Genomic DNA, 19852 nt, shown 5'->3' on the forward strand with positions numbered 1-19852 from the left:
ACGCAGCGTACTGGCGATGCCGGGATCACAACAGGCGGCCCGACACGCCCGAGTGGTGAGGAGCGGTACCTCGGCGTGCCGGATCGGCCCCGCCCGCGTCCGGGTGGGCGGCGGGCGGCCGCCCGCGGTGCAGTACCGTCGGGCCCGGTCCGACCACTCCTTTAACGACCCGTCCCGTGAGGCGGGGAAGGAGGCCTCATGGCCCGCGCACCCGAGCCTGCCCGGAGCACCGCTCCCGGTGGCGCTCCCGGCACCCTGCTGACCTCCGCCGACGTGGCCCGCGTCGTCGACCGCATGGCCCACCAGCTGATCGAGCGGGCCGCCAGCGGGCGGGCCGAGGACGGCGCCGACGGCGGCCTCGCCGACCTGGTGCTCGTCGGCATCCCCACCCGCGGCGCCCCGCTGGCCCGCCGGCTGGCGGCGCGCATCGAGGCCTTCACCGGCACCCGCGTCGACGTCGGCACCGCCGACATCACCCTGTACCGGGACGACCTCCGGCTGCGCGGCGTCCGCGCGCTGGAGCCGACCGTGCTGCCCGACGCCGGCATCGACGGCCGGCTGGTGGTGCTCGTCGACGACGTCCTCTTCTCCGGCCGGTCGGTGCGGGCCGCGCTCGACGCGCTGCGCGACCTCGGCCGGCCCCGCGTCGTCCAGCTCGCCGTCCTGGTCGACCGGGGCCACCGGGAGCTGCCGATCAAGGCCGACTTCGTGGGCAAGAACGTGCCCACGTCGCGGTCGCAGCAGGTGCGGGTGCACCTCGCGGAGATCGACGGCGCCGACGAGGTGCTCGTGACCGACGGGGAGCCAGGGGTCCGGGAACCGCGGGGAGAGGAGGCACGGTGAAGCGGCACCTGCTGGAGGCCGCCGACCTCGACCGGGCCGATGCGACGCTGGTGCTCGACACCGCCGCGCAGATCGACCAGGCGCTGGCCGGCCGCGAGGTGAAGAAGCTCCCGACGCTGCGCGGCCGCACCGTGGTGAACCTCTTCTACGAGGACTCCACCCGCACCCGCATCTCCTTCGAGCTGGCCGCCAAGCGCCTCTCCGCCGACGTCATCAACTTCTCGGCCAAGGGCAGCAGCGTCTCCAAGGGCGAGAGCCTCAAGGACACCGCGCTGACCCTGGAGGCCATGGGCGCCGACGCCGTCGTCGTCCGGCACTCCTCCTCGGGGGCACCCCATCGGCTGGCGAACTGGGTGCGCGGCAGCGTGGTCAACGCCGGCGACGGCACCCACGAGCACCCGACGCAGGCGCTGCTGGACGCCTACACGATCCGGCAGCGGCTGGGCCGGCTCGAGGGCGTGCGGGTGGCGATCGTCGGCGACGTGCTGCACAGCCGGGTGGCCCGCTCCAACGTCGGCCTGCTGCACACCCTCGGTGCCGACGTCACGCTGGTGGCCCCGCCGACCCTGCTGCCCGTCGGCGTCGGCAGCTGGCCGGCCGAGGTCTCCTACGACCTGGACGCCGTGCTGCCCAAGGTCGACGTGGTGATGATGCTGCGGGTGCAGGCCGAGCGGATGAACGCCTCGTTCTTCCCGAGTGCCCGCGAGTACAGCCGCCGGTACGGCCTGGACGCCCGCCGGATGGGCGTGCTGCCCGACGACGCCATCGTCATGCACCCCGGCCCCATGAACCGCGGGATGGAGATCGCCGCCGAGGTGGCCGACTCCGCCCGCTCCACCATCGTCGAGCAGGTCGCCAACGGGGTCTCGACCCGCATGGCCGTGCTCTACCTGCTGCTCGGAGGCGCGCCCGCATGACCAGCTACCTCATCAAGGGCGCGAGGCCCTGCGGCGGCGAGCCCGCCGACATCCTGCTGACCGACGGCCGGATCGCGGCGATCGGCGAGTCGCTGTCCGCGACCGGCGCCGAGGTGGTCGAGGCGGCCGGGCTGATCGCGCTGCCCGGCCTGGTCGACCTGCACACCCACCTGCGCGAACCCGGCCGCGAGGACGCCGAGACGGTCGAGACCGGTAGCCGCGCCGCCGCGCTCGGCGGCTTCACCGCGGTGCACGCCATGGCCAACACCGACCCGGTCGCCGACACCGCCGGCGTGGTCGAGCAGGTGTGGCGGCTCGGGCAGGAGGCCGGCCTGGTGGACGTCGTCCCGGTGGGCGCGGTGACCGTCGGCCTGGCCGGCGAGCGGCTGGCCGAGCTCGGCGCGATGGCCGACTCCGCCGCCCGGGTCCGCGTCTTCTCCGACGACGGGCACTGCGTCGCCGACCCGGCGCTGATGCGCCGGGCGCTGGAGTACGTGAAGGCCTTCGACGGCGTCGTCGCCCAGCACGCCGAGGAGCCGCGGCTCACCGTCGGCGCCCAGATGCACGAGGGCGACCGCTCGGCCCGCCTGGGCCTGACCGGCTGGCCGGCCGCCGCGGAGGAGGCGATCATCGCCCGCGACGTGCTGCTGGCCGAGCACGTCGGCGCCCGGCTGCACGTCTGCCACGTCTCGACGGCGGGCTCGGTGGAGATCCTGCGCTGGGCCAAGTCGCGGGGCGTCCAGGTCACCGCCGAGGTCACCCCGCACCACCTGCTGCTCACCGACGCCTGCGCCGAGAGCTACGACCCGGTGTTCAAGGTCAACCCACCACTGCGCACCGACGCCGACGTCGAGGCGCTGCGTGCCGGGCTGGCCGACGGCACGATCGACGCCGTCGGCACCGACCACGCCCCGCACGCGGTGGAGGACAAGGAGAGCGAGTGGGCCCAGGCCCGGCCCGGGATGCTCGGGCTGGAGCAGGCGCTGGCGGTGGTCATCGAGACGATGGTCGAGCCCGGCCGCCTCGACTGGGCCGGCGTCGCCGACCGCATGTCGGTGCGCCCGGCCGCCATCGGCCGGCTCGACGGGCTGGGTGACCGGTCGCAGGGCCGCCCCATCGCCCCCGGCGAGCCCGCCAACCTGGTCCTGGTCGACCCCGCGGCCCGCGCGACGGTCGACCCCGCGGCGCTGGCCAGCCGCAGCCGCAACAGCCCCTATGCCGGCCGGGAGCTCCCCGGCCGGGTGGTCGCCACGTTCCTCCGGGGGACGGCGACCGTTCTGGACGGAAAGGCAACACGGTGAACCGGCAGCGAGTGAGCATCGCAGCGAGGAACGAGCGAGGAGCGGAGCGAGCGTGGCCGGGAACGGGGACACGGTGAGTGACGCGATCCTCGTGCTCGAGGACGGCAGGACGTTCCAGGGTGACTCCTACGGCGCCACCGGCACCACGGTCGGCGAGGCGGTCTTCGCCACCGGCATGACCGGCTACCAGGAGACGCTCACCGACCCCAGCTACGCCGGGCAGATCGTGGCGATGACCGCCCCGCACATCGGCAACACCGGGGTCAACGGCGAGGACGACGAGAGCAGCCGCATGTGGGTCGCCGGCTTCGTCGTCCGCGACCCCGCCCGCCGGCCGGCCAACTGGCGGGCCACCGGCAGCCTGGACGACGAGCTGGTCGCCCAGGGGGTCGTCGGGATCAGCGGCATCGACACCCGCGCCCTGACCCGGCACCTGCGCGACCGCGGCGCCATGCGGGCCGGCATCAGCACCGAGCTCTCCGCCGACGAGCTGCTCGCCCGGGTCACCGCGGCCGAGGGCATGACCGGCGCCGACCTCGCCCCGACGGTGAGCACGCAGCAGCCCTACGTGGTCCCGGCGGTGGGGGAGAAGCGGTTCACCATCGCCGCGCTCGACCTGGGCATCAAGACGGCCACGCCGCGGCACCTGGCCGCGCTCGGCGTCGAGACCCACGTGCTGCCCTCGACGGCCACCGCCGAGGAGCTGCTGGCGGCCGGACCCGACGGGGTGTTCCTCTCCAACGGCCCGGGCGACCCGGCCGCGGCCGACTACGCGGTCGAGGCGGTGCGGGGCGTGCTCGACGCCCGCCGCCCGCTGTTCGGCATCTGCTTCGGCAACCAGATCCTCGGGCGCGCGCTGGGCCTGGGCACCTACAAGCTGCAGTTCGGCCACCGCGGCCTGAACCAGCCGGTGCTCGACCGGGTCAGCGGCACGGTGCGGGTGACCAGCCACAACCACGGCTTCGCCGTCGACGCGCCGCTGGACCGGCCCACCGACACCCCGTACGGCCCGGTCGAGGTGAGCCACGTGGGCCTCAACGACGACGTCGTCGAGGGCCTGCGACTGGTCGACGCGCCCGCCTTCAGCGTCCAGTTCCACCCGGAGTCGGCGGCCGGGCCGCACGACGCCGCACCCCTGTTCCAGCGCTTCGTCGACCTGATGGAGAGCGCCCGCGGCGGCGGGGAACCCGTCAGCCCGCCTCCCGTCGTGGAGCACAGCACCGGCGAGAAGGAGGCCTGACGTGCCCAAGCGCACCGACATCGCGCACGTGATGGTGATCGGCTCCGGCCCGATCCTCATCGGCCAGGCCGCCGAGTTCGACTACTCCGGCACCCAGGCGTGCCGCGTGCTCAGGGCCGAGGGGCTGCGGGTCAGCCTGGTCAACAGCAACCCGGCGACGATCATGACCGACCCCGAGATCGCCGACGCCACCTACATCGAGCCGCTGACCCCGGAGTTCGTGGAGAAGGTCATCGCCAAGGAGCGCCCCGACGCGCTGCTGGCGACCCTGGGCGGGCAGACGGCGCTGAACATCGCCATCGGGCTGTACGAGAACGGCGTGCTGGAGAAGTACGGCGTCCAGCTGATCGGTGCCGATGTCGACGCGATCAACCGCGGCGAGGACCGGCAGCTGTTCAAGGACATCGTCCGCTCCATCGGCGCCGACGCCCCGCGCTCGCGGGTCTGCGGCACCGTCGAAGAGGCGATCGAGACCGCCGAGGAGGTCGGGTACCCGGTCGTCATCCGGCCGAGCTTCACCATGGGGGGCCTCGGCTCGGGGTTCGCCACCGACGAGGCGATGCTGCGCCGCATGGCCTCCCACGGGCTGGCCGACTCCCCGGTGCACACCGTCCTCATCGAGGAGTCGGTGCTGGGCTGGAAGGAGTACGAGCTCGAGCTGATGCGCGACCGCAGCGACAACGTGGTCGTCATCTGCTCGATCGAGAACATCGACGCCATGGGCGTGCACACCGGCGACTCGGTGACCGTCGCCCCGGCCATGACGCTGACCGACGTCGAGTACCAGAAGATGCGCGACGTCGGCATCGCCGTCCTGCGCGCGGTCGGCGTGGACACCGGCGGCTGCAACATCCAGTTCGCGGTCAACCCCGCCGACGGCCGGCTGGTCGTCATCGAGATGAACCCGCGGGTCTCCCGGTCCAGCGCGCTGGCGTCGAAGGCCACCGGCTTCCCGATCGCCAAGATCGCGGCCAAGCTGGCCATCGGCTACACCCTCGACGAGATCACCAACGACATCACCGGCGTCACCCCGGCGGCGTTCGAGCCGACGCTGGACTACGTCGTGGTGAAGATCCCGCGGTTCGCCTTCGAGAAGTTCCCGGGCGCAGACCCGCGGCTGACCACCACGATGAAGAGCGTCGGCGAGGTCATGTCGATGGGCCGCAACTTCGCCGAGGCGCTGGGAAAGGCCATGCGGTCGACCGAGACCAAGGCGGCCGGCTTCTGGACCGGGCAGCCCGACCCGCGGTCGGCCGAGGAGCTGCTCGAGGCGCTCCGGACGCCGGTCGACGGCCGGCTGTACACCGCGGAGCGGGCGCTCGCCGCCGGCGCCACGGTGGAGCAGGTCGCCGAGGCCAGCGGCTTCGACCCGTGGTTCGTCGACCAGCTGGTCCTGGTCCGCGAGATCGCCGACGCCGTCCGCGACGCGCCGTCGCTGACGCCGGAGCTGCTCCGCCGGGCCAAGCGGCACGGCCTCTCGGACCGGCAGATCGCCGCGCTGCGCCCCGAGCTCGCCGGCGAGGACGGCGTCCGGGTGCTGCGCTGGCGGCTCGGCGTGCGCCCGGTCTACAAGACCGTCGACACCTGCGCCGCGGAGTTCGCCGCCCGCACGCCGTACCACTACTCCTCCTACGACGAGGAGACCGAGGTGCAGCCGCGCGAGAAGCCGGCGGTGCTGATCCTCGGCTCGGGCCCCAACCGGATCGGCCAGGGCATCGAGTTCGACTACTCCTGCGTGCACGCGGTGATGGCGCTGCAGGACGCCGGCTACGAGGCGGTGATGGTCAACTGCAACCCGGAGACCGTCTCCACCGACTACGACACCGCCGACCGGCTCTACTTCGAGCCGCTCACCTTCGAGGACGTCCTCGAGGTGATGGAGGCCGAGCGCGCGGCCGGCCCGGTCGCCGGGGTCATCTGCACCCTGGGCGGGCAGACGCCGCTGGCCCTGGCGCAGCGGCTGAAGGACGCCGGCGTCCCGGTGCTCGGCACCTCCCCGGAGGCGATCGACGACGCCGAGCACCGCGGCGCCTTCTCCCGGGTGCTGGCCGACACCGGGCTGCTCGCGCCCAAGCACGGCACCGCGACGACGTTCGCCGAGGCGCACCGGATCGCCTCGGACATCGGCTACCCGGTGCTCGTGCGGCCCTCCTACGTCCTCGGCGGCCGCGGGATGGAGATCGTCTACGACGACGCCACGCTCGAGGCCTACATCGCCAAGGCCACCGACGTCAGCCCGGAGCACCCGGTGCTGGTGGACCGGTTCCTGGAGGACGCCGTCGAGATCGACGTCGACGCGCTCTACGACGGCACCGACCTGTACCTGGGCGGGGTCATGGAGCACATCGAGGAGGCCGGCATCCACTCCGGCGACTCGGCCTGCGCGCTCCCGCCGATCACCCTCGGCACCGCGGACCTCCTCAAGATCCGCGCCGCCACCGAGAAGCTGGCCGCACGGATCGGCGTCCGCGGGCTGATGAACGTCCAGTACGCGATCAAGGACGACATCCTCTACGTGATCGAGGCGAACCCGCGGGCCAGCCGCACGGTGCCGTTCGTCTCCAAGGCGACGGCGGTGCAGCTGGCCAAGGCCGCGGCCCGGATCGCGGTCGGCGAGACGATCGCCGAGCTGCGCGCCGCCGGGGTGCTGCCGGCCGCCGGTGACGGCACCGACCTCCCCGACGACGCCCCGATCGCGGTGAAGGAGGCGGTCCTGCCCTTCCACCGCTTCCGCACCGTCGAGGGCTACGGCGTGGACACCGTGCTCTCCCCGGAGATGAAGTCCACCGGCGAGGTGATGGGCCTCGACGCCGAGTTCGGAACCGCGTTCGCGAAGTCGCAGGCCGCCGCGTACGGGTCGCTGCCGACCGGCGGCACGGTGTTCGTCTCGCTGGCCAACCGGGACAAGCGGTCGGCGGTCTTCCCGATCAAGCGGCTGGCCGACCTCGGCTTCACGCTGCTGGCCACCACCGGCACCGCGCAGGTGCTGCGCCGGCACGGCGTCGCGGCCGAGGTGGTCGGGAAGTTCAGCGAGGGCCCGGGCAACATCGTCGAGCGGATCCAGGCCGGGGACGTCGACCTGGTGTTCAACACGCCGTTCGGCGCGCCGGGCAACAGCGGTCCGCGGCTGGACGGGTACGAGATCCGCACCGCCGCGGTGAGCGCCGGCATCCCGTGCATCACCACGGTGCAGGGCATGGCGGCCGCGGTGCAGGGCATCGAGGCGCTGCGCCAGGGCGGCATCGGCGTGCGCAGCCTGCAGGAGGTGCACGCGGCGCTGGCCGGCGGCACGTCGGGAGGCCCCAGCACGTTCGCCGGCACGTCGGCGTGACGGGGGCGGGGGACGCGGCGGTCCGGGAGGTCCGCGCCGCGCTGGTCGGCCGCGGGCCGGTCGGCCAGCTCCCGGCCGCGTTCCTCGCCGGGGTCACCCGGTTCGCCCGCCCGGCGCCGGCCGAGCTCGACGCGCAGCGGTCGGCGGCGGAGGACCTCGCCGCCCGGCTGGCCACCGGTGAGGTGGGGGAGCAGGACCTGCCCCTGCTCACGCGGGTGCTCTTCTTCGCCGGGCACGCCGACCTCCTCGCCGCGGCCGGGCTGCCGGTGCCCGGCTACGACGTGCTGGGCGGGTTCCGGGACAACCTGGCCCGCCCGCTGGGGCCGCGGCTCCCCGAGCGGCCGACGGCGGGCGGACGGCGCTGGCGGCTGCTCGGCCGCACCGTCGGCTTCCCGATCGGGGTGCCCGCCTGCGTGCTGAACGGCAGCGAGGCCTGGGTGCGGCACAACGTGGCGGGCGGCTACCGCGTGCTGACCTACAAGACCGTCCGCGGACGGGAGCACCCACCCAACGAGCAGCCGAACTGGACGTTCGCGCCGGGCGCACGGTCGAGCCTGCCCCCGGGCGCGGCGGCCGAGGTGGTCTCCGACCCGTGGAGCTGGGTGCCGCCGGGGGACCCCGCGGTGAGCACGGTCAACTCCTTCGGGGTGCCCTCGCCGGCGCCCGAGGAGTGGATGGCCGACCTGGCGCGCTCGCTGGCCGCCGTCGGGGACGACGCGCTGCTCCTGGTCAGCGTCATGGGGGAGGGGGACGGCGCCGACCTGGTGACCGACTTCGCCCGGACGGCTCGGCTGGCCGAGGAGGCCGGTGCACCGGTCGTGGAGCTCAACCTGTCCTGCCCCAACACGCTGAGCGCCTCGGCCGACGGCGTGAAGCCGCCGCTGTGCCTGGACGCCGACGCCACCGTCGCGGTGGTGGAGGCGGTGCGGCGGGCGCTGGACGACCGCACCGGGCTGGTGGCGAAGCTGTCCTGGCTGGACGAGCCGGCGCTGGCCGCGCTCGTGCCCCGGCTGGTCCCGCTGGTCGACGGCATCGCCGGCATCAACACCCTGCAGAGCCGGGTGCGCCGCAGCGACGGCGCCGCCACCTTCCCGGGCCGGGAGCTGGCCGGGCTCTCCGGCATCGCGATCCGGGAGCCGGCGCTGGACTTCACCCGCCGGCTGGTCGCCCTGCGCGCCGCCGGGCGGGCGCACTTCGACGTCCTCGCCATGGGTGGGGTCACCGACCCCGCCTCGTTCGAGGCGCTGTTCACCGCCGGCGCCGACGCGGTGCAGTCGGCCGCCGGCGCCTTCGCCGACCCGTTCCTCGCCCGGCGCTGCATCGCCGCCCTGGGGGAGACCCTGCCCCGAGCCGTGGAGGCCCCGTGACCGACCAGGTGCCCGCATGAGCCCGACGGTTCCCCCGGGCGGCGTCCCCGGGCGCCGGCCGGACTTCGCCGACGTCGAGCCCTTCGGCATGCGGCTGTCCGCCGCGGTCGCCGCCCGCGGGCCGCTGTGCGTGGGCCTCGACCCGCACCGGTCGCTGCTGATCGACTGGGGCGTCGGCGACGACCTGGACGGACTGCGCCGCTTCACCGACGCGGTGGTAGAGGCGCTCGCCGGGAGCGTGGCCGTGCTCAAGCCGCAGATGGCCTTCTACGAGCGTTTCGGTTCGCGGGGCCTGGCGGTACTCGAGGAAGCGGTCGCCGCCTGCCGCGCGGCCGGGGCGCTGGTGCTGCTGGACGCCAAGCGCGGGGACATCGGCTCGACGATGGAGGCCTACGCCGACTACCTGCGCAGCGACCACCCGCTGCAGGTGGACGCGATGACCGTGAGCCCGTACCTGGGACCGGAGTCGCTGGCGCCGGCGGTGCGCACCGCCGAGCGCTCCGGCGGCGGCCTGTTCGTGCTGGCCCGCACGTCGAACCCCGATGCCGCGACCTTCCAGCACGCGACGGTGGGGGACCGGTCGGTCGCCCAAGCCGTCGTCGACACCGTGTGCGGCTGGAACACCCGGCACCCCGAGGACGTCGTGGTCGGCTTCGGCCCCTCCCTGGGATCCTTCGGGCTCGTCGTCGGCGCCACGCTGCCCGAGCTGGACGTCGACCTCGATTCACTGGGGGGCCCGGTCCTGGCGCCGGGGCTCGGCGCCCAGGGCGGCTCGGTGGCCGATCTGCGCCGGCTGTTCGGGCGGGCCCGCGCGGTCGTCCCCACGGTGTCGCGGGACGTGCTGTCGGCCGGTCCGGACGCCGGGGCGCTGCGGGCGGCCGCGGACCGCTGGGCGGACGCGCTGGCGGCCTGACCAGCGGTCCCGGCGTCCGGTGGGCCCGGACCGTGCCCGGGGGCTCGGCGTGTCGTGTGCTCGGCGTGTCGGGTGGCGGACCGCTCCCGGGCTCCCGGCGCGGGCGAATGGAACGGGGACGGCCGTATACCGCTCGACCTGCGCTGATCACGTAGCGTCACGAGATGGGGCGACGACGGTGGCGAGTCGCGGATGGCGCGTCCGGGCGGCGACCTGCCGGGCAGTGTGACCAGCAGATTTGCTCCCGGCGACGGGGACCGAGAGGCTCCGGGTGAGACGTGATCCGTCTCGACGAACCGAACGAGCGCCGGTCTCCACGAGGCCGGCGACGACACGATTGGGTTGCACCATGCCCCTGCCTGAACTGTCCCCGGAACAGCGGGCCGCCGCCCTGGAGAAGGCTGCCGCGGCCCGCAAGGCGCGCGCCGAGCTGCGCGAGCGGCTCAAGAGCAAGGGCGCCACCGTCGGTGACGTCCTGAAGCAGGGCGAGTCCGACGAAGTGATCGGCAAGATGCGCGTGTCCGCCGTCCTGGAGTCCCTGCCGGGCGTCGGCAAGGCCCGGGCTGCGAAGATCATGGAACGCCTGGAGATCTCCCCGACGCGCCGCGTCCGGGGTCTGGGCGCCAACCAGCGGCGGGCCCTGGAGGCCGAGTTCGGGAGCGACCAGGTCGTTCCCGAGCAGGTTCCCGTCGACGGCTCCGTCTGAGGGGAGCCGTCGGCACCGCCGACGACCCCGGGCGAGGACGACGAGTGGCTGCAGCGACACCGGCACGGCTGACCGTGCTCTCCGGACCCTCAGGGGTCGGCAAGGGCACCGTGGTCGCCGAGGTCCGGCGCCGGCACCCCGATGTGTGGGTGTCGGTGTCGGCCACCACTCGTCGTCCCCGGCCCGGTGAGGTCGACGGCGTGCATTACCACTTCGTCGACGAGGCCGAGTTCGACCGGCTGATCGCCGCCGACGGGCTGCTGGAGTGGGCCGAGTACGCGGGCAACCGCTACGGCACCCCGGTGGCGCCGGTGCGGGCCCAGCTCGCCTCGGGGCGCCCGGCGCTGCTGGAGATCGAGCTGCAGGGGGCCCGGCAGGTGCGGGCGCGGGCGCCGGAGGCCCAGCTGGTCTTCCTGGCCCCGCCGTCGTGGGCCGAGCTGGTCAGCCGGCTGGCCGGCCGGGGCTCCGAGCCGGCCGCCGTCCAGGAGCGCCGGCTGGCCATCGCGCAGGCCGAGCTCGACTCCTCCGGGGAGTTCGACGTGGTGGTCGTCAACGACGACGTGGCCCGTGCCGCCGACGAATTGGTAGGATTGCTGACTGCGCCCTCGCCCGGACTCGTGCCGGGGGAGTAGCGCCCACGAGGAAGAGCTCCGCCGGTGGTCCCGCCGGCTGCTTCCTCCCGCCATCGAATGAGGAGCACGCCCGCCCGTGTCCGGAGTCGCACCCGCCCCCGAGGGCATCACCAACCCGCCGATCGACGAGCTGCTCGAGCGCACCACGAGCAAGTACGGGCTGGTCATCTTCGCCGCCAAGCGCGCGCGCCAGATCAACGCCTACTACAGCCAGCTCTCCGAGGGCCTGCTCGAGTACGTCGGCCCGCTGGTCGACACCGCGCCGCAGGAGAAGCCCCTCTCGATCGCGCTGCGTGAGATCAACGAGGGCCTGCTGGCCCACGCCGCCGGCGAGAACTGATCAGGCTGGTGACGCCCGTCGTCACCGCCCTTTGTAGTGAGGACGCCCCCGGCAGGTGCCGGGGGCGTCGTCGTGCCTGGGGGAGGATGAGCGCATGAGCCGGATCGTGCTGGGCGTCAGCGGTGGCGTGGCCGCCTACAAGGCCGCCCTGCTGCTGCGGGCGTTCACCGAGGCCGGGCACGACGTGCGCGTCGTCCCGACCCCCGGCGCGCTGCACTTCGTCGGGTCCGCGACGTTCGAGGCGCTGTCGGGCAACCCGGTCACCACCGACGTCTGGTCCGACGTCCCCGAGGTCGCGCACGTGCGCATCGGCCAGACCGCCGACCTCGTGGTGGTGGCCCCGGCCACCGCCGACCTGCTCGCCCGCGCCGCCGCGGGGCGGGCCGACGACCTGCTCACCGCCACGCTGCTCACCGCGCACTGCCCGGTCGTGTTCGTGCCGGCCATGCACACCGAGATGTGGCTGCACCCCGCCACCCAGGACAACGTCGCCACGCTGCGCCGCCGGGGCTCGATCGTGCTGCCGCCGGCCGTCGGCCGGCTCACCGGACCCGACTCCGGTCCCGGCCGGCTGCCCGAGCCGGCCGACATCGCCGCGCTGGCCGCGGTCGTGCTCGAGCAGGGCGCCGACGCCCTGCCCCGGGACCTCGCCGGGCGCCGGGTGGTCATCAGCGCCGGTGGCACCCGCGAGCCGCTGGACCCGGTGCGCTACCTCGGCAACCGGTCCTCGGGCAAGCAGGGCTGGGCCCTGGCCCGGGTCGCCGCCGCGCGCGGCGCCGAGGTCGTCCTGGTCGCGGCCAACGTGGAGCTGCCGGCGCCGTTCGGGGTCCGGGTGGTCCCGGTCGGGACCGCCGAGGAGCTGCGCGCCGCCGTGCTGGCCGAGTCGGCGGGGGCCGATGTCGTGGTCATGAGCGCCGCGGTCGCCGACTTCCGGCCGGCCGGCGTCGCCGCCGCCAAGATGAAGAAGGGCGCCGCCAGCGAGCCGACCGCGATCGAGCTGGTGCGCAACCCCGACGTGCTCGTCGAGCTGGTCGCTGCCCGGTCGCCGGGGCAGCTGGTCGTCGGCTTCGCCGCCGAGACCGGCGACGACGACGGCGACGTGCTCACCCACGCCCGCGCGAAGCTCGCCCGCAAGGGGTGCGATCTGCTCGTGGTCAACGACGTCTCGGCCGGGCAGGTGTTCGGCCGGGCGGAGAACGCCGTCGTCCTCCTGTCCGCCGACGGGCCGCCCACCGAGCTGCCCCGGGGCAGCAAGGACGCCGTGGCCGCCGGCATCTGGACGGCGGTGGCCGGCCGCCTCGCTCCGGCCTGACGGACGCCGCGATACCTCCCGCGGTCCCGCGCCGGTAACGTGCGCACCCGGTGCGCCGCACCGACCCCCCGCCGTCACACCCCAGGGAGCCCGAGTGCCACGCCGCCTCTTCACGTCCGAGTCGGTGACCGAGGGCCACCCGGACAAGATCGCCGACCAGATCAGCGACTCGATCCTGGACGCGATGCTCACGCAGGACCCGCGCAGCCGGGTCGCCGTCGAGACCCTCATCACCACCGGCCAGGTCCACATCGCCGGCGAGGTCACCACCGCCGGCTACGTCGACATCCCGGCGATCGTCCGCGAGACGGTGCTGCGGATCGGGTACGACTCCTCCCGCAAGGGCTTCGACGGCGCGTCCTGCGGCGTCAGCGTCTCCATCGGCGCGCAGTCGCCGGACATCGCGCAGGGTGTCGACACCGGCTACGAGGCGCGCACCGGCGGCACCTCCGACGACGCGATCGAGCGCCAGGGCGCCGGCGACCAGGGGCTGATGTTCGGCTACGCCACCGACGAGACCCCCGAGCTGATGCCGCTGCCGATCGCGCTGGCGCACCGGCTGTCCCGGCGCCTGTCCGCGGTGCGCAAGGACGGCTCGGTGCCCTACCTGCGGCCCGACGGCAAGACCCAGGTCACCGTCGTCTACGAGGACGACCGGCCGGTCGCGGTCGACACCGTGGTGGTCTCCTCGCAGCACGCCGAGGACATCTCGATCGAGACGCTGCTGACCCCGGACATCGAGGAGCTCGTCGTCGAGCCCGAGCTGGCCGCCCTCGGCCTGCCCACGACGGGGCACCGGCTCCTGGTCAACCCGACGGGCAAGTTCGTCATCGGCGGCCCGATGGGTGACGCCGGGCTGACCGGACGCAAGATCATCGTCGACACCTACGGCGGCATGGCCCGCCACGGCGGCGGTGCCTTCTCGGGCAAGGACCCGTCGAAGGTCGACCGCTCCGGCGCCTACGCGATGCGCTGGGTGGCGAAGAACGTCGTCGCCGCCGGGCTCGCCCGCCGGTGCGAGGTGCAGGTGGCGTACGCGATCGGCGCCGCGCACCCGGTCGGGCTGTTCGTCGACACGCACGGCACCGGCACGGTCGCCGACGAGGTGCTGGAGAAGGCGATCGGCTCGGTGTTCGACCTGCGCCCCGGCGCGATCGTCCGCGACCTGGACCTGCTGCGGCCCATCTACGGCCCCACCGCCGCCTACGGCCACTTCGGCCGCGCCGACCTGGACCTGCCGTGGGAGCGGCTGGACCGCGTCGAGGCGCTGCGCTCGGCCGTCGGGGCCTGACGGCGGACGCCGTCGCCCCCACCGGAGCTGTCGGTGGGGGCGGGGAGACTGGTCCGGTGCAGGTGGCCCGGGTCGTCGTCGACGTCCCGCTGGCCCACCTGGACCGGCCGTTCGACTACGCCGTCCCGGAGAAGTTCGCCGGCACCGTGCAGGCCGGCTGCCGGGTGCGGGTGCGTTTCCGCGGCCGGCTCGTCGACGGCGTCGTGTGGGAGCTGGCGGACACCACCGAGTTCGCGGGCGCGCTGCAGCCGCTGTCCCACGTGCCCTCCGGCGAGCCGGTGCTCACCCCGCAGGTCGCGCGGCTGGTGCGCGCCGTCGCCGACCGGTACGCGGGCACCGCCAGCGACGTCCTGCGGCTGGCGCTGCCGCCCCGCCGGGCCGCGGCGGAGAAGCGCGAGTCGCCCACGCCCGAGGCGCTGCCCGCCGTGCCCGACCCGGCCGGGTTCGCCCGCTACCCGGCCGGGCCCGCCCTGCTGGGTGCGCTGGCCGAGGGACGGCCGGCGCGCGCGGTCTGGACGGCGCTGCCCGGCGAGGACTGGCCCAGCCGACTGGTCGAGCTGTGCCGCGCGGCGCTCTCCGGCCGGCGCGGGTCGCTGGTCGTCGTGCCCGACGGCAAGGACCTGGACCGGCTGACCGCGGCGGCGGAGCGGCTGCTGCCCGAGCACTCCTTCACGGTGCTGCGGGCCGACGACTCGCCGGAGAAGCGCTACCGGCGGTTCCTGGCCGCCTCGCGCGGCGCCGCGCAGGTGGTGCTGGGCACCCGGGCGGCGATGTTCGCGCCCGTCCGGGACCTCGGCCTGGTGGTCGTCTGGGACGACGGCGACGACCTGCACTCCGACGAGCACGCTCCCTATCCGCACGCCCGCGACGTCCTGGTGCAGCGGGCGTGGCTGGACTCCTGCGCCGCCGTCGTCGCCGGGACCTCCCGCACCGCCGAGGCGGCGCTGCTGGTCGAGTCCGGGTGGGCGCACGAGCTGGTCGCCGACCGTGCCGCCCTGCGCGCCGCCGCGCCCCGGGTGCAGGCGCTGGGCGAGGACTTCGAGCTGGCCCGAGACGCCGCCGCCCGCACCGCGCGGCTGCCGTCCCTGGCCTTCGACACCGCGCGCAGTGCGCTGGCCGCCGGGACCCCGGTGCTCGTGCAGGTGCCCCGGCGGGGCTACGTCCCGTCCCTGTCCTGCGCCCGCTGCCGCGCCCCGGCCCGGTGCCCCCACTGCGCCGGCCCCCTCGGCATCTCCCCGCGCCCGGGGCCGGGGGGCGGCCGCATCCCCGCCTGCCGCTGGTGCGCCCGGCCGGCCGCCACCTTCGACTGCCCGCACTGCCACGGCACGAAGCTGCGGGCGGCGGTGGTGGGGGAGTCGCGCACCGCCGAGGAGCTCGCCCGGGCTTTTCCGGGCACGACCGTCCGCACGTCGGGCAGCACCTCGGGCGTGCTCGCGACGGTGCCCGCCGGCCCGGCCCTGGTGGTGGCCACCCCGGGCGCGGAGCCGGTCGCCGACGGCGGCTACGGGGCCGCGCTGCTGCTGGACTCGTGGGCGCTGCTCGGCCGGGCCGACCTGCGGGCCGGCGAGGAGACGCTCCGCCGCTGGACGAACGCCGCGGCCCTGGTGCGCCCGGCGCCGGCCGGGGGACGCGTCATCGTCGCCGCCGACGCCGCGCACCCGGTCGTCCAGGCGCTGGTGCGGTGGGATCCGGCGTGGCTGGCCGCCCGCGAGCTGGCCGACCGCCGGGAGCTCGGGTTCCCCCCGGTCACCCGGATGGCGTCGCTGGCGGGGTCACCGGCCGCGCTCGCGGAGTTCCTGGCCGCGGCCCGGCTGCCGGCCGACGCCGACCTGCTCGGGCCGGTGCCGGAGCGGCCTCGGCCCGGTCAGGAGGGGGAGCGCGAGCGCTATCTGGTGCGGGTGCCGCGCGCCGAGGGCGCAGCCCTGGCCCACGCCCTGGCCGAGGTGCAGGGCGTCCGCAGCGCGAAGAAGGCCCCCGAGCACGTCCGCGTGCAGCTCGACCCGCTCGACCTCGTCTGAGAGCAGGTTGCTCAGGCGTTCCGGGTCGTGAACCGTGGGCAGGCCACTGGTCGACCAGCGGCCCCGATGGGCGCCCGGGCCGTCGTGCGCCGCGTCCGGGCAGCGCTGGGGGAGGACGCCGCGGAGCCCCCACCTACGATCGTCGGGTGAGCGTGACCCCCATCCGGCTGTTCGGCGACCCGGTGCTGCACCGGCCGGCCGAGCCGGTCGCCGACTTCGACGCCGAGCTCCGGCAGCTGGTCACCGACCTGACCGAGACGATGCGGGCGGCCGGCGGCGCCGGCCTCGCCGCGCCGCAGATCGGTGTCGGCCTGCGCGTGTTCACCTGGTACGTCGACGGCGAGGTCGGCCACCTGGTCAACCCCGACGTCGCCGCCGTGGGCGAGGAGGTGCAGGACGGCCCGGAGGGCTGCCTGTCCATCCCCGACCTGCGCTACGACTGCAGGCGCCACCTGCACGTGGTCGCCTCGGGCTGGACCATGCACGGCGACCCGGTGCGCGTCGAGGGCTCCGAGCTGCTGGCGCGCGCCATCCAGCACGAGACCGACCACCTCGACGGCGTGCTGTTCGTCGACCGGCTCGCCGACGCCGACCGCGCCGCGGCGCTGGCCGAGATCCAGGCCGCCGAGTGGGCCGGCTACGGCAGCTACCTCCCCGTCGTGAAGGTGAGCCCGCACTGAAGCTCCTGTTCGCCGGTACGCCGGCCCCGGCCGTCCCGTCCCTCGATGCGCTGCTCGCCTCCGACCACGAGGTCGTCGCCGTGCTCACCCGCCCCGACGCCCGCTCGGGGCGCGGCCGCAAGGTGAGCCGCTCCCCGGTCGCCGAGCGGGCCGACGCCGCCGGCGTCCCGGTGCTGCAGCCGCGCTCCCCGCGGGAGCCGGAGTTCCTCGAGCAGCTGGCCGCGCTCGACGTCGACTGCGCGCCGGTGGTGGCCTACGGCGCGCTGGTGCCGCAGGCGGCGCTCGACCTGCCGCGGCACGGCTGGGTCAACCTGCACTTCTCGGTGCTGCCCGCCTGGCGCGGGGCCGCGCCGGTGCAGCACGCGATCATGGCCGGGGACGAGCTCACCGGCGCGTCGACGTTCCTCCTCGAGGCCGGTCTCGACACCGGGCCGGTGTTCGGCACGCTCACCGAGGCCATCGGCCCGCGGGACACCGCCGGAGACCTGCTCGACCGGCTCGCGGTGAGCGGGGCCGGGCTGCTCGTGGCCACGCTGGACGGCATCGCCGCCGGCGCGCTCGACCCCCGGCCGCAGCCTTCGGACGGCGTCAGCCTCGCGCCGAAGGTGGAGACCGCCGACGCCAGGGTCGACTGGGCGCTGCCCGCGCACGTCGTGGACCGGCGGGTCCGCGGGGTCACGCCGGCTCCGGGCGCGTGGACGACCTGGCGCGGGGACCGGCTGCGGCTCGGCCCGGTCGAGCCGCTGCCGACGTCCCTCGGGCTGGCGGCCGGCGAGCTGTCCGTCGGGCCCTCCGGCGTGCTGGTCGGCACCGGGCGGGGCGCCGTCCGGCTCGGCGACGTCCAGCCGGCCGGCAAGCGGATGTTCCCCGCGGCCGACTGGGCCCGTGGCGCGCGGCTCGCGCCCGGCGAGCGGGTGGGCGCGTGAGCCCGCCGCGCTCCGGGGGCCGGCGTCGCCACCCCGCCACCCGGCGACGGGCCCTCGACGGTGCCCGGCTGACCGCCTACGACGTCCTCGACGCCGTCACCTCGCGGCAGGCGTTCGCGAACCTGCTGCTGCCGCAGCTGCTGCGCGAGCGGCAGCTGGAGCCGCGCGACGCCGGCTTCGCCACCCAGCTGGCCTACGGGACGCTGCGGGCGCAGGGCACCCTCGACGCGATCCTCACCGGGCTGGTGTCCCGGCCGCTCGCCGAGCTCGACCCGCGGGTGCTGGACCTGCTGCGCCTGGGCGCCTACCAGCTGGTCGACCTCCGGGTGCCGTCGCACGCGGCCGTCGACACCACCGTCGACCTCACCCGCGCCATCGTGGGCACCGGCGCCTCCGGCCTGGTCAACGCGGTGCTGCGCAAGGTCGCCGCGGGCGGGGACCGGGCCGCCTGGCTGGCCGCGCTGGCGGCCGAGGGCGACGAGCGGCTGGCGCTGGCCACCGACCACCCCGGGTGGATCGTCGACGCCTGGCGGGACGCGCTGGGCGACGAGGCGGAGCTGGAACCGGCCCTGCTCGCCGACGACGTCGCCCCGGAGGTGCACCTGGTCGCCCGGCGCATGGACCGCGCGGCCCTCGCCGAGGAGTCGGGTGGGCAGCCGGGGCCGTGGTCGCCGTACGCGGTGCGGCTCGGCGGGGGAGACCCCGGCCGGCTGGCGTCGGTGCGCTCGGGCCGTGCGGCGGTGCAGGACGAGGGGAGCCAGCTCGCCGCTCTCCTGCTGACCCGGGCGCCGCTGGACGGGCCGGAGAGCGCCTGGCTGGACATGTGCGCGGGGCCCGGCGGCAAGGCCGGGCTGCTCGCCGTCACCCGGCCCGGGGGAGTGCGGCTCACCGCGGCCGACCGCGCCCCGCACCGGGCCGAGCTGGTGCGCCAGGCGCTCGCCGGCGAGGACGACGTCGAGGTGGTGGCCGCCGACGGCCGCGAGCCACCGTGGCAGCCGGGCACGTTCGACCGGGTGCTGCTCGACGCGCCGTGCACCGGCCTGGGCGCGCTGCGCCGGCGCCCGGAGGTCCGCTGGCGGCGGACCCCGGAGGACCTCGCCCCGCTGGTGGAGCTGCAGCTGGAGCTGCTGGCGAGCGCGCTGGCGGCGGTGCGGCCCGGCGGCGTGGTCGCCTTCGTCACCTGCTCCCCGCACACCGAGGAGACCGTGGCGGTGGTCGACGTGGCCGCCGCCCGGGACGACGTCGAGGTGCTGCCGGTGGCCCCGCTGTTCCCGGAGGTGCCGGACATGGCCCGCGGGGACTACGGCCAGCTGTGGCCGCACCGGCACGGCACCGACGCGATGTTCATGGCGCTGCTCCGCCGCACCCGGTGATCTGCCGCACCCGCTGAACCGACCGGCGCCGCTACGGTGCCGTCCGTGACCTGGCTGCCCGGCGGCTTCGCCCATCCGCTGCGCGTCGGGCTGCCGAGCGGGCGGCACCTGCGCCCGATGGGCGCCGCGGACACCGAGATCGACCACCCGGCCGTGATGGGTTCCCGGGAGCGGCTGTGGTCCATCTACGGGGAGGCGTGGGGGTGGCCGCCGGCGCACATGACCGTGGAGCAGGACCGGGACGACCTCGCGCACCACGAGCGGGAGACCGCCGCGCACGAGAGCTTCCTGTACGGGCTGTTCGACGACGACGAGGCCGAGCTGCTCGGCTGCGTCTACATCGACCCGCCGACCAAGGCCGGGGACGTCGGGGCCGAGGTGTCGTGGTGGGTGGTCGACCGGCTGGTCGGCGGCGACGCCGAGCGCGAGCTGGACGAGTTCGTACCCCGCTGGCTGGCCCACGAGTGGCCGCTGCCCGCGCCCGCCCGTCTGGTCGGCCGGGACATTTCCTGGGCGGAGTGGAACGCGCTCCCTGCTCCCGACTGACCGCCCGCGACCCGTCCTAGATGTACCCGGCCATGACGTTGGTGACGGCGGTCGGGCTTGAACGCAGGAGAACCTCCGAGTGGGGTGTGGCTTGTCTAAGGCCCACATCCGCCCGG

At 75.4% G+C, this 19852-nt stretch carries 17 protein-coding genes; all 17 read left to right on the forward strand.

Translation table 11 applies throughout. The features are described 5' to 3' along the window. Nucleotides 1-198 precede the first annotated feature (198 nt). The 17 genes from pyrR (at nt 199) to BD833_RS17830 (ending at nt 19736) form a co-directional block, all read left to right on the forward strand. Complete coding sequence (gene pyrR, locus BD833_RS17750; RefSeq protein ID WP_166534472.1) at nt 199-843, forward strand: bifunctional pyr operon transcriptional regulator/uracil phosphoribosyltransferase PyrR; 645 nt, start codon at nt 199-201, stop codon at nt 841-843. After that, nucleotides 840-1760: an aspartate carbamoyltransferase catalytic subunit gene (locus BD833_RS17755; RefSeq protein WP_166534473.1), complete on the forward strand. Its 921-nt coding sequence runs from the start codon at nt 840-842 to the stop codon at nt 1758-1760. The genes pyrR and BD833_RS17755 overlap by 4 nt, the downstream gene beginning before the upstream one ends. Then, entirely contained in the window at nt 1757-3061 is a 1305-nt protein-coding gene (locus BD833_RS17760) for a dihydroorotase (RefSeq protein ID WP_166534474.1), read from the forward strand. Before BD833_RS17755 ends, BD833_RS17760 begins: the two co-directional genes overlap by 4 nt. 73 nt (nt 3062-3134) lie before the next feature. After that, a complete protein-coding gene (gene carA / locus BD833_RS17765; protein ID WP_166534475.1) occupies nt 3135-4301 on the forward strand; it encodes a glutamine-hydrolyzing carbamoyl-phosphate synthase small subunit in 1167 nt (388 codons plus the stop codon). Between the two features lies 1 nt (nt 4302). After that, nucleotides 4303-7632 (forward strand): carbamoyl-phosphate synthase large subunit, encoded by a 3330-nt coding sequence (gene carB, locus BD833_RS17770; protein WP_166534476.1) that lies wholly within the window; start codon nt 4303-4305, stop codon nt 7630-7632. Continuing rightward, entirely contained in the window at nt 7629-8999 is a 1371-nt protein-coding gene (locus tag BD833_RS23315) for a beta/alpha barrel domain-containing protein (protein WP_279536028.1), read from the forward strand. The genes carB and BD833_RS23315 overlap by 4 nt, the downstream gene beginning before the upstream one ends. A 16-nt stretch (nt 9000-9015) precedes the next feature. Then, nucleotides 9016-9912 (forward strand): orotidine-5'-phosphate decarboxylase, encoded by an 897-nt coding sequence (pyrF, locus tag BD833_RS17780; protein ID WP_166534477.1) that lies wholly within the window; start codon nt 9016-9018, stop codon nt 9910-9912. A 349-nt stretch (nt 9913-10261) separates the two neighbouring features. Next, nucleotides 10262-10618, forward strand: a complete 357-nt coding sequence (mihF, locus tag BD833_RS17785) for an integration host factor, actinobacterial type (RefSeq protein WP_166534478.1) — start codon at nt 10262-10264, stop codon at nt 10616-10618. 44 nt (nt 10619-10662) lie between these two features. Beyond that, entirely contained in the window at nt 10663-11250 is a 588-nt protein-coding gene (gmk, locus tag BD833_RS17790; protein WP_166534479.1) for a guanylate kinase, read from the forward strand. A 76-nt stretch (nt 11251-11326) separates the two neighbouring features. Then, nucleotides 11327-11590 carry a DNA-directed RNA polymerase subunit omega gene (gene rpoZ / locus BD833_RS17795; RefSeq protein ID WP_166534480.1) on the forward strand — a complete coding sequence of 88 codons (264 nt, stop codon included), beginning with the start codon at nt 11327-11329 and terminating at the stop codon, nt 11588-11590. Between the two features lie 94 nt (nt 11591-11684). After that, nucleotides 11685-12902, forward strand: a complete 1218-nt coding sequence (gene coaBC, locus BD833_RS17800; protein WP_166534481.1) for a bifunctional phosphopantothenoylcysteine decarboxylase/phosphopantothenate--cysteine ligase CoaBC — start codon at nt 11685-11687, stop codon at nt 12900-12902. 94 nt (nt 12903-12996) lie between these two features. Beyond that, nucleotides 12997-14193 carry a methionine adenosyltransferase gene (gene metK, locus BD833_RS17805; protein WP_166534482.1) on the forward strand — a complete coding sequence of 399 codons (1197 nt, stop codon included), beginning with the start codon at nt 12997-12999 and terminating at the stop codon, nt 14191-14193. 56 nt (nt 14194-14249) lie between these two features. Continuing rightward, on the forward strand, nt 14250-16211 hold the full coding sequence (locus BD833_RS17810; RefSeq protein WP_243737762.1) for a primosomal protein N': 1962 nt from the start codon (nt 14250-14252) through the stop codon (nt 16209-16211). A 146-nt stretch (nt 16212-16357) separates the two neighbouring features. After that, entirely contained in the window at nt 16358-16891 is a 534-nt protein-coding gene (def, locus tag BD833_RS17815; protein ID WP_166534483.1) for a peptide deformylase, read from the forward strand. Further along, complete coding sequence (fmt, locus tag BD833_RS17820) at nt 16840-17817, forward strand: methionyl-tRNA formyltransferase (protein WP_243737763.1); 978 nt, start codon at nt 16840-16842, stop codon at nt 17815-17817. The genes def and fmt overlap by 52 nt, the downstream gene beginning before the upstream one ends. Continuing rightward, nucleotides 17814-19190, forward strand: coding sequence for an RsmB/NOP family class I SAM-dependent RNA methyltransferase (locus BD833_RS17825; RefSeq protein ID WP_166534484.1), 1377 nt, complete (start codon nt 17814-17816; stop codon nt 19188-19190). The genes fmt and BD833_RS17825 overlap by 4 nt, the downstream gene beginning before the upstream one ends. A 45-nt stretch (nt 19191-19235) precedes the next feature. Then, nucleotides 19236-19736 carry an N-acetyltransferase gene (locus BD833_RS17830; RefSeq protein WP_166534485.1) on the forward strand — a complete coding sequence of 167 codons (501 nt, stop codon included), beginning with the start codon at nt 19236-19238 and terminating at the stop codon, nt 19734-19736. Nucleotides 19737-19852 lie beyond the last annotated feature (116 nt).

It is taken from the genome of Blastococcus xanthinilyticus (genome assembly GCF_008124835.1).
Taxonomy (GTDB): Bacteria; Actinomycetota; Actinomycetes; order Mycobacteriales; family Geodermatophilaceae; genus Blastococcus; species Blastococcus xanthinilyticus.